The following is a 12,850-nucleotide window of genomic DNA, read 5'->3' on the forward strand; positions in this document are numbered from 1 at the left end:
TTATATGCGTTTTTCGGGGTTTGTAAAGGCCAGCAGTTTCACTCCTGTGATCTGTTTGAATGACGCTCCCTGTCCGACAGCGGCGAGAACACTTTTCCCGTCGATGACACGGGATCCTGCGATAATATCCGCCCCATGCTCAAACATAACCGGAGAAAGCGGCGTCGTCGGACCCAGAACAATGACCAGAGCATTCGGATCACAAAGGTCCAGGAGGCCGTCCATCGTATGATTTACCAGAGAACTCCCGGTGATCCCTACGACATCTGCACGAGGAATGATCTCAGCAGCTGCCTCTTTAGGATACTCATCTTCCCCGGGGTGTATCTCAAGGACCTGAAGGTTTCCGACGCGTTCCCGGAGTTTTTGAATAAACGGAAAATGCCCGACAAGCGCTACCGTTTTTCCTGCGCCTTTTTCCATCAGCAGATCCGCCGCGTTTATCTCCGCCGCATTTTGTTCATTCACTTCCAGAAGCGAGTTGATGGCGGCAACGCCGATTCCTGCTTCCAGGGGATTTTTCGAGAGAGCGTATCCGGCCAGCTCCTGAGCACTTTTCTCATGAAGATGTCCCGCATCGCGGACAACGATTGTGTGGTCGTGGACCTCCTCGCCGATAATCGTTGCAGCAAGGCCGCAGTGTGTACTGCAGACGGCTGTCCAGTGCGCTCCGATACAGACGGATCGGACGGGTACTGGTTTTTCCGGCAGATCTGCAAGCAGATCTTCAATAATACTGTTTTTGCTCATGTGATCCGTTCCTTTGCATGCAGAGTTTTTCTCTCTGCAGAGGGCAGTATGATTACGATACGATAGTTTAAATTACTTGTGCGCATATGTGTAAAATAATATTGAGGTTATATCTATCATGAAAGTATGTATTACAGCACAGGGTGCACTACTCGAGTCCAAAGTCGAAAACAGGTTTGGCCGGGCTCCGTATTTCATTATCGCAGACACTGAAACAGGATCGTTTGAAGCAGTTGTAAATCCGTTTGCCGACGGATCCGGCGGTGTGGGTCCAAAAGCCGCCAACTTGATCATAGAACATCAGGCCGGAGCTCTCATCAGTGGTCTTTTAGGGGGAAATGCAAAGGCCGTTTTAGATATGGCTGGTGTAGAACAGTTTGTCTATCAAGCTGGCGGAACGGTAAGCGATGCTCTGGACGCGTTCAAAAAGAACACGCTTGATCGGGTGAAATAACGCCCGCAGACCGATGAGATTGATTATCAATTCATTACATAATAATGAGTAAGAGTATGAAATTAGCAATAGCCAGTGGAAAAGGGGGGACCGGGAAGAGTATGACGGCCGCTAATCTTGCCTTCACCCTTGCATCGGATCGCTTGGTCAGTCTCGTTGATTGTGATGTGGAGGAACCTAATCTTCATCTTTTCTTTCCTTCCAAAACCACACCGCGTGACGTAACGCTGCCGATACCGGTGATCGATGAATCTGTCTGTACCTATTGTGGAAAGTGCGGAGAGTTCTGCCGGTACGGCGCTATCTCCGTACTGCCGAAAAAAATTCTTTTTTTTGCTGATCTCTGCCATTCCTGCGGCGGATGCACTCTTCTGTGTCCGGAGCATGCGATCCATGAAGTACCAAAACGGATCGGAACGCTCTCTGTCTCCACGCCGCTTCCCGGCCTGAAGCTGGTGACTGGCACGCTGGATTCGGGCAGCCCACTCGCCGTGCCCATTATCCACGCGGTAAAACTTGAGGCTGAATCGGATCCTCTCGTTATTCTGGACACGGCTCCTGGAACATCCTGTCCGGTTGTCGAGGCTCTTGAAGGATGCGATGCCTGTATCCTTGTTACCGAGTCAACGCCGTTTGGCCTGCATGATCTCGAACTTGCGGTTGATGTGACAAAACGTCTCGGGATCCCGGCGGCAGTTATCATCAACCGGAGTGACGGAAAGGATGAGGAGACACTCAGGTTCTGTGAACAGCAGGATCTTCCTGTTCTGCTGACGATCCCGTTCAGCCGTGAGATCGCTGCCGTTCAAAGCAGGGGCGATCTGCTCTGCCGGGCATATCCCGAGTGGCAGAAGGCGTTTCGTTTGGTCTTTTCCAAGGCTGAATCGCTTATGGAGGCAAAGTCATGATCAGGATAGCTGTTGTCAGCGGAAAGGGAGGCACAGGAAAGACGATGATAACCGCGGCCCTTTCCTGTCTTCTGAAAGGATCTCTCGTGCTTGCGGATTGTGATGTGGATGCTGCCAATCTTTCGCTTGTTCTCTCCCCCCGGCTGATCAGAACGGATCCGTTCATGGGAATGAAGGCGGCGGTGATCGACCCAGATCTCTGTACAGAGTGCGGGGCGTGTCGTGAGCACTGTCGTTTTGATGCTGTTGAGATAGATGACGGAGCCTACCAGATCAATCCTTCGCGGTGTGAGGGGTGTGCGGTCTGTACGCTCGTCTGTCCTGCTGATGCCGTGACAATGCAGCCCAGACAGACGGGCGTGATCATGTATTCGGAGGTCGATCGGGGTCATCTGGTCCATGCACGTCTCGTACCGGGTGCAGGGAACTCCGGCCTTCTCGTCCATGCAGTGAAAAAAACCGCCTTACAGGAGGACGGGGATGCCGAGAAGTTCCTCGTTGACGGACCGCCCGGGACCGGATGTCCTTTGATCTCGTCGGTGAGCGGTATGAACGCCGTGATCGTGGTCACCGAACCGAGCGTGTCGGGTCTTCATGATATGAAACGGGTCATCACCGTCTGCCGGCAGTTCCGGGTGAAGATCTTTGTCGTTATCAACCGGTATGATCTTGATGTAACGAAGACGGAGGAGACCGAGGCTTACTGTCTTGAGGAGTCAATCCCACTTATTGGGAAGATTCCCTTTGATCCGGCAGTGATATCAGCCGTTCGTGCCGGTGTTCCGGTAACGGATCAAGGTCAAGGTCCTGCGTCTCTCTCGATCTGCGGGATAGCGGATACCCTTGAAAAGGAGTTGGTAAATCTTGCCGCCCGGTAATGAAAATGATGAGTGCCGGGGAAGAAGAGGCCGCCCGCGGAGAAATCGGGGGATGTATGATTCGATACATGGCCGGTGTTATGCTCCCCAGTGTAATATCCATGAAAACACTGAAGTGGTGTATCTCTTCCCTGAGGAGATTGCCGCGCTTGACCTGATCGATATCCAGCAGCTTGATCAGGAGGAGGCAGCGCTTCGTATCGGTGTCTCCAGAAAAACCATCTGGCGTGATGTACATGAAGGGCGGCGTAAAATGGCCGATGCCATAATTCATGGAAAAGTGATCGTGATGAAGGAGTGTTCGGATCGGGGGAACGGTGCATGCCCAAAGCTGAATCTGACCATGTGTCCGAAGACGGACGGGGGGGTTTGCCCCCGTCCCTCCGGCGTGTCCGATCAGACGGATGATTCCCGACCTGATGCCTGAACCATATTTGCCGCAATAAATATCTTTATTTATTTTTACGCATATGAGTACATATGGTGCTGTAAACAGCATCAGGGAAGAAATTTTATGCCAGGATTAGATGGAACAGGACCCCGAGCAATGGGGTCAATGACTGGACGGGGCTTTGGGAAATGCCGGGGAACCGGACAGACAGAAGGTGTCATGTCAATGGAACAGGCACTTTGCGGTGCAGTGAAGCCGGGAGAATATCAGACTCAGTCTGCAGCGAAGGCACCTTTCTATGGTGCCGGTCGTGGCGGTATTCCGTGCGGCTGTGGGAACGGACGAAGATTCGGCGGCGGCAGAGGCTGCCGCAGGGATTAATCCCTTTTTTTAATACCATTTATCCTACCTGTCAAAGACGTATTTGTCTGTGCGGTAAGGATTTTTTAATCGAACAGCGCCGAACTCTATTGAAACTTTTGTAAAAAAAGGGTTTGCTTAGTTCTTTACAGGTTTTTGTCCTGCAAGATAATCATCGAACCATTCGGCCTTTGGGTTTGTTGGAAACGTCATGAACTTCCCGATATCATCATCATCTGCTGCCTGATGATACCTCATGAAGACATTCTCATCATCCTTCCCAACCACCTCGACTTTTCCGGTCGAATGGGACATGATGAGCCGTGCCCGTTTTGCAAGGCCGGAGCAGTTTTTCCAGGACTCCTGCAGGATATCATATGAGGTCTCGACCGGAAGCTGGAACAGACCGTTGCCGGTTGCAGGTCTGCACTGGAAGACATAGTAGGGTGAGATCCCTGCAAAGGAGAGTTTTCGAAACAGTGTCGTCAGCGTTTCCGGATCACTGTTGATCCCGTTCAGGATGGGCGTCTGGTTGACAACAATAACGCCGGATTTCTGCAGAGCTTCTGCGGCCTCGATCGACACCTCCGTGATCTCGTTTGGGTGGTTGAAGTGCGCCATCAGATAGATGCGCTTCTCCGGCGTGCTGTACCGGGAGAGAACGAACAGGAGTTCCGGATCATTGAGGATACGGTATGGATCGTATGCCAGCATTTTACTCCCGATCCGGATGATGTTCACGTGCGGGATCTCGCGGAGTTCACGGAGAACGGATTCGAGATGCCGGGTGTCCAGCGTCAGGGGATCCCCGCCGGTCAGAAGGACATTGGTGATCTCCTTGTGTTCCCGGATATACTCAAGATTTTCGGATACGTCTCTCACGGTCTCGCGTTCGCAGGACATAAAAAGGCGTTTTCGAAAACAAAAACGGCAGATGCCGCCGCAGACATCGGTCAAAAGCAGAAGGCCGGTCTGATCGTATTTATGCTGCAGGCCGGGTTTTTTGGTATAATCTTTTTCACAGGAAGGGTCATCTGATCCGCCGGATTCAAGTTCACGGGGATCGGGAACGATGATAGCTTTGATCGGGTCCCTCCGGTCTTTCCAGTCGATCAGGGACAGGTAATAGTCGTTTGCCCGAAACGGGAACACGTCGGTCACTCTCTCCATCATCTCCCGTTCTTTAGGAGCAAGCCCGACAAGATTGTCAAGCGCAGAAATCGATGTAATGTACTTTGGTTTCATTGTATCCCTCGTTTGCTGGGGTAATCTGCCCAAAGGGGGCAAACTTAATCTGTGCAAAAAGACCGGTCACATTGCCGTTAAACAGAAGATCTTAGTGACCTGATGCACAATTCTTTAAACACTTTTCTCTTGGTCATTATCATATAAACCCTTTCCGTATTTTTATCTTTATATGGGGAAACCTGCTGAAATTTGGTTGAATGTTTTCAGATATGTGGTTATATCTGCAAAAAATTGGGAGAATTTCGGAGATATGGTCTAAAGTTTTTTGTACCAGGTGTTCATGCTCTCTATCGATCCGCTGATGTTGGTGTTGTTTGGCAGCATCCCGCCGAAACGGTATCCTGCACCAGCAAAAACAGCGTTCATAGGGAGTGAGGCCGATCTGGCAATAGTATATGCGGTGATGATTCCTTCTCTTCTCATTGTCTTTTCCATCTCTTCAAGAAGGATCCCTGCAAAACTGCGCCCTCTGTAATGAGGGTCAACTGCAAAATCCGTCATCTCCGCCGTCAGACTCTCTTTATCGACCTCACAGGATGATGCAGCTGCAATTTTGTCTCCCTCTTTTATCAAAAAATAGCGTACGTTATCCTGCATGTTGGTTCTGATGTACTCCGGATCGGAGATGGGAAAGGGATAGGTGGGGAAGACTTTACGGAACAGATCTGCGAGTTTCTCGGTATCTTCTGTTCGTGCCGGCCGAAGGGTGAACCCATTAGGCAGAGATCCCCTTTCCTTTCGTCCGGTATGTTCCAGCGCTGCTGCACGTATCTCGGTAAGTTCCGTTGCATTTGCTGTTTTTCTTCGCTCGGGATCAAAGTACTTGGCCATAAATACCGCCTCTTCTTTACCCTGAAAAAAGGAGGGGATGGATGCTTCGACGACGTAACCGGCACTGGCAAACATATCCGCCGATGATGCGGGCACTTTCCCGAATATTTTGGTGTAATTTTCACGCTTGGCCAGATCGTCAGCAAATCCGATGATTCCCGGGAGATCATTTTCTGCAAGTGTCATGATATATATGCGGTTATTGAATCGACCGTGTTGGAGTATGCTGTTTCCATACTTCATAACTGAGTCAGAGGCTTTCATCATCTCTCCTTTCAATCCGTTCATTATTCTCCGGAATCAGGGTCGTCGTCTCGTCATAATCGGCGAGAAGTCTCGCGACCCCGACGACCTTGGATTCATCGGCATGTTCGATGTCCAGCTGGAGTTTGCAGGCATCACAGTTTTCATCGCAAAGGATCCGATCATAGTGTGCAGGTTCCTGATAGGTGCAGATTATCCCTTCATAATTTCGGAGCACGACTTTGTTCACCGACCAGGTCAGTAGGTAATTTGGGGAAACCGGGATCTTCCCTCCGCCTCCAGGCGCATCGACCACATAGCGCGGAACGGCAAATCCGCTGGTATGTCCGGTCAGACTCTCCATGATCTCGATCCCTTTGGATATGGGGGTCCTGAAATGACTGATTCCTTCAGAAAGATCACACTGATAAAGATAATACGGGCGTATCCGGTTCTTCACCAGCTGATGGACGAGTTCTTTCATGATGATCGGGCAGTCATTTATCCGTGCAAGAAGAACCGACTGGTTTCCAAGCGGAATACCGGCATCGGCAAGTTTGGCAATGGCTGATTGTGCCGAGTTCGTCATCTCTTTTGGATGATTGAACTGCGTGTTGATCCAGATCGGGTGATGCTTTTTCAGCATACGTACCAGCTCATCGGTGATCCTAAACGGCAGGACCACCGGGACTCTCGTCCCGATACGTATCACCTCAACATGCGGGATAGCGCTAAGTTCGGTCAGTATCCAGTCCAAAACCTCATCACTCAGCATTAACGGATCACCTCCGGAGAGAAGCACGTCACGGATATGGGAATTCTCCCGTATGTAGGCTATACCCTCCTGAATTTTTTCACGGTCAGGAATCGAGTCTAAGTCGCCGACTTTTCGTTTCCTTGTGCAGTGTCTGCAGTACATGGCACAGGTATTACTGATAAGAAAAAGGACCCGGTCAGGATATCTGTGGGTAATACACTCGCATGGACTGTCTTTGTCCTCGGAGAGAGGGTCGCTGAGTTCATAATTTTCCACGATGAGTTCTGCAGGGGAGGGAAATGCCTGCCGGAAGATCGGATCGTTTCGATAATCCTCAGTGTCAATAAGAGAGAGGTAGTACGGTGTAATACAGAGAGGAAACTTATCGACGGTTTTTTGGAGTTGACTGCGTTCTTCCGGGTCAAATGTGATCCCCAGGACCTGCTGGACCGTGTCGATGCTTCTGATCGCATGGCGGACCTGCCATTTCCAGTTTTTCCAGTATTCTCGTGTATCTATGCCGGCATATCCTCCCTCGGGAAAGGATCCTGCCTCATTTATCGCCGCACTCCCGCATGCGGTTTTGTCCGCGGACTCTGGCGGCAGTGTCATTTACCTGCCTCCCCCGTCCAAATCGGTCCGGAGTCACTTAATTCATAATGATGATCCATCACCCACTCGGCGACAGGATCTATTCTCAGTTCGTTTCCATGCAGATCAGGCTCTGGCTCATTACTAAGCCTGACAAATGATGTAATGTACAATGAATGCATTTTTTTCTCCTCAAAGCGGTGTTCATATCCACTAAAACGTGGTAAAAATCGGTCTGTGAAAACCAGAACCGTATTGAAATACCAAAAATCACCGGCATACGGCTTCACAGTCCGGTGAACACTTTAACTTTGGGCTCACGCTATAAACCTTTTGCCCTAATTCGATTATAATTAAGTGGAATGTAAAAATAGCTTGAAATTGAGTTCTGAATAAAAACAAAACTGTATTCTGGCAGCTCTTTCGTCACAGATATCCGAAGGCTGAATCGGATATTTGCTGGCAAAAAATTAGACTAAGGGTTCCGGCTGTTTACTCATATCCTCGACCGGCAGTTTGGTGTTTTTCACCAGGATCTGCTGATCTGTTTCGCTCAGTCTTTCCATGATCAGGCGTTTTCCTGCCTGGCTCACTGCATACACCGGTACACCCACCCCTCCTTGTACCAATGCTTTGGACACGGCGGCACGGACATATTTTGATGCACAGGCAAAGACCAGATCCGATGCGGCAACCAGTCTCTCTGCATTCTCTGCGCTTTTGACGCCGGACGTGTGAACGGCGATGATCAGTGCATTCGGATATTTTGTGCGGATCTCCTCTGCGAGTTCATGCTGAAATCCTGCAATCGTAACTGCCGTTTTCGTCCAGCCTTCAGTTTTTGCCCGTGCAAGTCCGGAGAGTACGTCAAGTTTCGCGGTCTCTTTATCGATCACGATACCGCCTGCTTCCTCGATTTTTTTGATAACTTCCGGATACGGAGTCGTCGAGACGAGTCCCGACATCCTTCCGCCGAGACCCTGGACAAGGTCCGGTGTCCGAACGATCACCGTACCGGCTCCGTCTGCGCAGATGACTGCCGCATCCAGCGTCTTCGTCCTTAGACCCGTGCTCATCAGCTCAGATGCGCCGAAGAGAACGAAGGTTTCCTTGTCAAGAACCTGACGATCGTTTGTACACATCCCGAAGTTTTTGATCCGCGACTCGATGTTTTTCTGCACAGATTCCTTCGTGATCGGGTCAACTGGTGTTGCAAACCGTTTTGCAAGCGGACAGAACCGAACCTCCGGCTCTCCTACTTCCACGACCTCTCCGTTCCTTATGACGACCCGCGTCATCCCGACTGCCTCGATAATATGTTCGTCTTTCATTTCCGATGGATAGATATGATATCCGAATCAACATAAATCCAATGAGAGGGTCACGCTACTTTGAACTGGATGCGGCACGCGGAGTTGCCCTCATTCTTATGATCCTGTATCATATCCTCTTCTGTCTGTACTTCTTTAAGACCGGGCTTGCCCCCTGGTTCGATCCGTATACCATGTCGGGTGCGCCGATCGCATTTCTCTTTGTAGTGATCGCCGGCGTCTCCCTCGTTCTCTCTACCGGCCGCGAGACCGCCCCTGTCCGTTCGGCGAAGAAACTCTTTTTCCGCGGTCTCTATCTCCTCTGTTTTGCTGCCGTCATTACGATAGTGACCTGGCTCGTCTATCCTGCGGAAACGGTCGTTTTCGGCATTTTGCATCTCCTTGGCGTTTCCACGATTCTTACCATACCGTTTGTGGTGATGAAAGTCAAACCATACATCCCGCTTGTATTCGGCATAATATGTATCGCCCTTTCTCCGATCGTCTCGCTGCTTCGGGGGCCTGCCTTTTTGATCCCGTTTGGTATCACCTACAATGGATTTGCAACTCTGGATTATGAGCCGCTCATCCCCTGGTTCGGGGTCGTTCTTCTCGGCGTGGCACTCGGATCGGTAGTATATAAAGACGGCATTCGGCATGGGATCCTCACCCGGCTTGGCGAGATGCCGCGGGGATTTGCCCCGCTCTGTTTCATTGGCCGCCACACGCTGATCATCTATCTCGTCCATGTCCCGGTCATCATAGGGGTCCTCTTCCTCCTTGGTCTCGTTAGTCTGTAACGATATTTTCTTTTGTCCAGGAGTAGACGTACATAGCATCATGTCACAGCGAGCCGCAGATGCAGTATTTCAGGCTTTGTTCTCCCTAACGGATATCAGAGCCATTCTCCGGACTACTGCCCCGGATCATTCCCTTGACGAGGACCAGAAGGCAAAAACCGCAAAGGCCCTCGCATCGGTGGAGAAACAGATATCCATACTTAGAGAGGAACTCTTATGAAATGCTGTGATAATATCGATGCACGCATGGTCGATGAGACATCCATCAATCTGGATCCTATCCAGGTTGGAGGCCGTCTTACTCCTGAAGCGATGAAGGCGATGATTGCCTGGGGAGATGGTTACTCGGTCTGTGACAACTGCAGAAAACCGTTCCGCCTGGATTATATCGAAAAACCGCCGCTCAAGGATTTCCATGTGGATGTTGCCGAGTGGCTTGGGATGGCCCAGGCACGCACGATCCCCGGAGCACGCCGCGGATTCCAGCAGGTTGCCGGTACGTATGTGGAAAAAGGCGATCCTGTTCTGATCGGTGCGCTTGCCCACTATACTTCGTATCTGTCCGTCGAACTTCAGAAAGGAATCGTTCGCGAGATCCCCAAAACTGCCGACAATCATATCACCGCTGAGGAAACCGCGAACCGGATCGAGGATGTTGTTCGTGAGTTTGGAACTGCCCCAAAGCTGCTCTATATCGATCATGTGGATTATCAGTTCGGCAACATGCATGATGTAAAAGGCATCGCAAAGGTCGCTCATCAGTATGATATCCCTGTCCTCTGCAATGGAGTCTACACTGTGGGCATCATGCCGGTGAACGGGAAAGAGCTCGGGGTCGACTTCATCGTTGGGTCGGGTCACAAAAGCATGGCTGCTCCGGCTCCTTCGGGAATTCTTGCCGCAACCGAGGAGCGGGCCGATGAGGTCTTCCGCACGACACAGATGGAAGGCGACATCACCGGACGGAAATTCGGTATCAAAGAGGTTGGCATTCTCGGCTGCTCCTTAATGGGTGCTCCGATCGTCGGACTTCTTGCCTCGTTCCCGGCAGTAAAAGCCCGTGTCGAACACTTTGACGAGGAGCTTGCCAACAGTAAGATCGTAGTCGAGGCTCTCAGATCGATAGACGGAACGAAGATCCTTTCCGAGTATCCGAGAAAACACACCCTGACACGCGTGGACACCACCGGTTCCTTTGATCAGGTCGCGCAGACCCACAAGAAGCGGGGTTTCTTCCTCTCCAGCGCTCTTTCCAAAAAAGGGATCACCGGCATCATTCCCGGAGCAACGAAAGTATGGAAGATCAATACCTACGGCATGACCAGAAAACAGGCCGAATATGTGGCAGATGCATATCTTGAGATCGCCGAAACGAATGGTCTGACCATTAACTAAGTATGTTCTTCCATCTGATCGTGACCGATGACTGCAATCTCTGCTGTTCGTACTGCAGGGGAAAGATGTTTGAAGAGGAAGACCCAGCGGGTCACTCTCCGGGAACGATCGATGAAACGATATGTGAAAATCTGGCTTTTCCATTGACGGAACTCTATGCATTTCTTGCGAAGGATCCGGAGGCCGTCCTCACGTTCATCGGCGGCGAACCGCTCATCCGCTCCGATCTGGTTATGGAGATCATGGACCATGCGCCGGTGAAACGGTTCATGCTCCAGACGAACGGGACCCTTCTTGGCAAACTCCCCCCTGAATACACAAACCGGTTTGAGACGATCCTTATCTCCATCGACGGGGACCGGGATCTGACCGACAGACACCGGGGGGAAGGAATGTATGATCTTGTGCTTGGCACCGCAGATCTCATCCGTGCGAACGGTTATCCCGGCGAGCTGATTGCCAGAATGACGGTTGCCGAAGACACGGATATTTTTTCTTCCGTGACCCATCTTGCAGAACATTTCAGCTCGATCCACTGGCAGATGGATGCGGATTTCACCGGGGATTTTTCCCACAGGAAGTTTGCCGCTTGGAGCGAAGGGTACAATACCGGTATCCGCCGGCTCGCTGACGAATGGGTTTCCCGGATCGGTTCGACGGGTGTTGTTCCCAAATGGTATCCGTTTCTTTCGACGACCGAGGACCTTCTGCTCGGCCGATCTTCAAAACTCAGGTGCGGCTCTGGGTATGCAAACTACAGCATAATGACCAACGGACGGATAGCCCCCTGTCCGATCATGGTCGGAATGGCGGATTATTATGCAGGCGATATCAGGGATGCCGATCCGCTCAACCTTCCTGAGATCCCTATTCAGGAACCATGTCTTTCCTGCGACATCTACGGATTCTGCGGAGGACGGTGTCTTTACTCAAACATCGTCAGACCGTGGTGTGATGAGTACCGGCTCGTCTGCGGCACTATCAGGAATCTGCATGACGCTTTGGTCGAAAATCTGCCCGGTATCCAGAGAATGCTGGATGAAGGCAGACTGACGATGGATGCATTTGCCCACACGCGGTATAACGGCTGCGAGATAATACCCTGACATCATGGACCCAATCTTCATCTGTATTTTGATCGGGACCGGCCTTCTTGCCGGGTTCATGTCCGGTCTTTTGGGAGTCGGCGGGGGTTTTTTGTATGCGCCGGTGATGTTTTTCGTCCTTCTTGGTTCGGGAGTACCGGGGGATATCGCGATTCTCGTGGCGTTTGGCACCAGTCTTGCAGCGGCATTTCCAACTGTATTGACCGGGGCTGCCGGTCATACACGAAAGGGGAACGTTGTATGGCGCGATGCGCTGATTATGGGGGTGTGCGGTATTCTGACCGGATTTATCGGCGGCACGGCTGCCACCTATCTCCCGGTTCAGATCCTGACGATCCTTTTTGGCGTGATGCTGATCATAGGCGCGATCCGGCTGGTGACCTGTCTCCCATCAGGAACGGGTGAGAGAATGGCCGCTCCCCTGGCGGGAGGTATCGGAGGTGCCGCTGGATTCCTGTCCGGCCTTCTGGGTATTGGAGGGGGAACCGTCCTCGTGCCGCTGATGGTGCTTCTGGGGAAGTTCAGCATGAAAAAAGCTGCGGCCACCTCCTCAGCAGCGATCGTTTTTATCACGCTTGGCGGTATCCTCTCTTATCTGATCAATGGTTTTTCTGCGGGAGCTGATCTGTCCTCATATGGATTTTATCTCTTCGGCTATATCGACGTCATGATGTGGGCAATCCTCGTCATCACGGCGATACCGATGGTAATATTTGCCGTCAGGATCTCAGGGCATGTACCGGATGTCTGGCTTCGCCGGATATTTTTCATCCTTATGCTGGTGATCGCTTTCCAGATGCTGATTTCCGGATAAATATTGAGATGATT

The 12,850-nt window shown here is 51.2% G+C and carries 15 protein-coding genes; 9 read left to right on the top strand and 6 right to left on the bottom strand.

All coding sequences use genetic code 11. The features are described from left to right. A complete protein-coding gene (locus tag EYA77_RS07900) occupies positions 1 to 750 on the bottom strand; it encodes a DUF364 domain-containing protein (RefSeq protein ID WP_095642358.1) in 750 nt (249 codons plus the stop codon). 118 nt (positions 751 to 868) lie between these two features. On the opposite strand from EYA77_RS07900, the gene EYA77_RS07905 reads away from it, so the two are divergent. Genes EYA77_RS07905 through EYA77_RS07920 form a run of 4 tightly spaced genes read left to right on the top strand, consistent with a single transcriptional unit; the run spans position 869 to position 3,417 of the window. After that, positions 869 to 1,204: a NifB/NifX family molybdenum-iron cluster-binding protein gene (locus EYA77_RS07905; protein WP_011832716.1), complete on the top strand. Its 336-nt coding sequence runs from the start codon at positions 869 to 871 to the stop codon at positions 1,202 to 1,204. Positions 1,205 to 1,260: 56 nt separating this feature from the next. Then, on the top strand, positions 1,261 to 2,112 hold the full coding sequence (locus EYA77_RS07910) for an ATP-binding protein (RefSeq protein WP_042696441.1): 852 nt from the start codon (positions 1,261 to 1,263) through the stop codon (positions 2,110 to 2,112). Then, a complete protein-coding gene (locus tag EYA77_RS07915; RefSeq protein WP_042696439.1) occupies positions 2,109 to 2,990 on the top strand; it encodes an ATP-binding protein in 882 nt (293 codons plus the stop codon). Before EYA77_RS07910 ends, EYA77_RS07915 begins: the two co-directional genes overlap by 4 nt. Continuing rightward, on the top strand, positions 2,977 to 3,417 hold the full coding sequence (locus EYA77_RS07920; protein ID WP_280841935.1) for a DUF134 domain-containing protein: 441 nt from the start codon (positions 2,977 to 2,979) through the stop codon (positions 3,415 to 3,417). The genes EYA77_RS07915 and EYA77_RS07920 overlap by 14 nt, the downstream gene beginning before the upstream one ends. Before the next feature lie 462 nt (positions 3,418 to 3,879). On the opposite strand, the gene EYA77_RS07925 is transcribed toward EYA77_RS07920, so the two are convergent. From EYA77_RS07925 to EYA77_RS07945, 5 genes are all read right to left on the bottom strand, one after another. After that, positions 3,880 to 4,986, bottom strand: coding sequence for a KamA family radical SAM protein (locus EYA77_RS07925; protein WP_042696437.1), 1,107 nt, complete (start codon positions 4,984 to 4,986; stop codon positions 3,880 to 3,882). A 258-nt stretch (positions 4,987 to 5,244) separates the two neighbouring features. Further along, positions 5,245 to 6,108: a putative beta-lysine N-acetyltransferase gene (gene ablB / locus EYA77_RS07930; protein ID WP_052319879.1), complete on the bottom strand. Its 864-nt coding sequence runs from the start codon at positions 6,106 to 6,108 to the stop codon at positions 5,245 to 5,247. Then, positions 6,071 to 7,432, bottom strand: a complete 1,362-nt coding sequence (gene ablA, locus EYA77_RS07935; protein WP_167816383.1) for a lysine 2,3-aminomutase — start codon at positions 7,430 to 7,432, stop codon at positions 6,071 to 6,073. Before ablA ends, ablB begins: the two co-directional genes overlap by 38 nt. After that, positions 7,429 to 7,701 (bottom strand): hypothetical protein, encoded by a 273-nt coding sequence (locus EYA77_RS07940; RefSeq protein ID WP_167816384.1) that lies wholly within the window; start codon positions 7,699 to 7,701, stop codon positions 7,429 to 7,431. The genes ablA and EYA77_RS07940 overlap by 4 nt, the downstream gene beginning before the upstream one ends. A 180-nt stretch (positions 7,702 to 7,881) precedes the next feature. Continuing rightward, positions 7,882 to 8,742: a methanogenesis marker 8 protein gene (locus EYA77_RS07945; protein WP_167816385.1), complete on the bottom strand. Its 861-nt coding sequence runs from the start codon at positions 8,740 to 8,742 to the stop codon at positions 7,882 to 7,884. A 41-nt stretch (positions 8,743 to 8,783) separates the two neighbouring features. On the opposite strand from EYA77_RS07945, the gene EYA77_RS07950 reads away from it, so the two are divergent. From EYA77_RS07950 to EYA77_RS07970, 5 genes are read left to right on the top strand one after another with little or no spacing between them, the layout of a single operon-like run. Next, positions 8,784 to 9,521 carry a heparan-alpha-glucosaminide N-acetyltransferase gene (locus EYA77_RS07950; protein WP_167816386.1) on the top strand — a complete coding sequence of 246 codons (738 nt, stop codon included), beginning with the start codon at positions 8,784 to 8,786 and terminating at the stop codon, positions 9,519 to 9,521. A 40-nt stretch (positions 9,522 to 9,561) separates the two neighbouring features. Further along, positions 9,562 to 9,741, top strand: a complete 180-nt coding sequence (locus EYA77_RS07955; RefSeq protein ID WP_048061965.1) for a hypothetical protein — start codon at positions 9,562 to 9,564, stop codon at positions 9,739 to 9,741. Then, positions 9,738 to 10,916, top strand: a complete 1,179-nt coding sequence (pscS, locus tag EYA77_RS07960) for an O-phospho-L-seryl-tRNA:Cys-tRNA synthase (RefSeq protein WP_167816387.1) — start codon at positions 9,738 to 9,740, stop codon at positions 10,914 to 10,916. Before EYA77_RS07955 ends, pscS begins: the two co-directional genes overlap by 4 nt. A 2-nt stretch (positions 10,917 to 10,918) precedes the next feature. Next, positions 10,919 to 12,022, top strand: a complete 1,104-nt coding sequence (locus EYA77_RS07965) for a TIGR04084 family radical SAM/SPASM domain-containing protein (RefSeq protein ID WP_167816388.1) — start codon at positions 10,919 to 10,921, stop codon at positions 12,020 to 12,022. Between the two features lie 4 nt (positions 12,023 to 12,026). Further along, on the top strand, positions 12,027 to 12,836 hold the full coding sequence (locus EYA77_RS07970) for a sulfite exporter TauE/SafE family protein (RefSeq protein ID WP_167816389.1): 810 nt from the start codon (positions 12,027 to 12,029) through the stop codon (positions 12,834 to 12,836). Positions 12,837 to 12,850 lie beyond the last annotated feature (14 nt).

The sequence above is a fragment of the Methanocorpusculum sp. GPch4 genome (assembly GCF_012062385.1).
Classification (GTDB): Archaea; Halobacteriota; Methanomicrobia; order Methanomicrobiales; family Methanocorpusculaceae; genus Methanocorpusculum; species Methanocorpusculum parvum.

Bases quoted from the DNA above. Each gene is read 5' to 3' on its own strand.
- EYA77_RS07900 (WP_095642358.1), bottom strand. From the start codon at position 750: ATGAGCAAAAACAGTATTATTGAAGATCTGCTTGCAGATCTGCCGGAA.
- EYA77_RS07905 (WP_011832716.1), top strand. From the start codon at position 869: ATGAAAGTATGTATTACAGCACAGGGTGCACTACTCGAGTCCAAAGTC.
- EYA77_RS07910 (WP_042696441.1), top strand. From the start codon at position 1,261: ATGAAATTAGCAATAGCCAGTGGAAAAGGGGGGACCGGGAAGAGTATG.
- EYA77_RS07915 (WP_042696439.1), top strand. From the start codon at position 2,109: ATGATCAGGATAGCTGTTGTCAGCGGAAAGGGAGGCACAGGAAAGACG.
- EYA77_RS07925 (WP_042696437.1), bottom strand. From the start codon at position 4,986: ATGAAACCAAAGTACATTACATCGATTTCTGCGCTTGACAATCTTGTC.
- ablB (WP_052319879.1), bottom strand. From the start codon at position 6,108: ATGAACGGATTGAAAGGAGAGATGATGAAAGCCTCTGACTCAGTTATG.
- ablA (WP_167816383.1), bottom strand. From the start codon at position 7,432: ATGACACTGCCGCCAGAGTCCGCGGACAAAACCGCATGCGGGAGTGCG.
- EYA77_RS07945 (WP_167816385.1), bottom strand. From the start codon at position 8,742: ATGAAAGACGAACATATTATCGAGGCAGTCGGGATGACGCGGGTCGTC.
- EYA77_RS07950 (WP_167816386.1), top strand. From the start codon at position 8,784: ATGAGAGGGTCACGCTACTTTGAACTGGATGCGGCACGCGGAGTTGCC.
- EYA77_RS07955 (WP_048061965.1), top strand. From the start codon at position 9,562: ATGTCACAGCGAGCCGCAGATGCAGTATTTCAGGCTTTGTTCTCCCTA.
- pscS (WP_167816387.1), top strand. From the start codon at position 9,738: ATGAAATGCTGTGATAATATCGATGCACGCATGGTCGATGAGACATCC.
- EYA77_RS07965 (WP_167816388.1), top strand. From the start codon at position 10,919: ATGTTCTTCCATCTGATCGTGACCGATGACTGCAATCTCTGCTGTTCG.
- EYA77_RS07970 (WP_167816389.1), top strand. From the start codon at position 12,027: ATGGACCCAATCTTCATCTGTATTTTGATCGGGACCGGCCTTCTTGCC.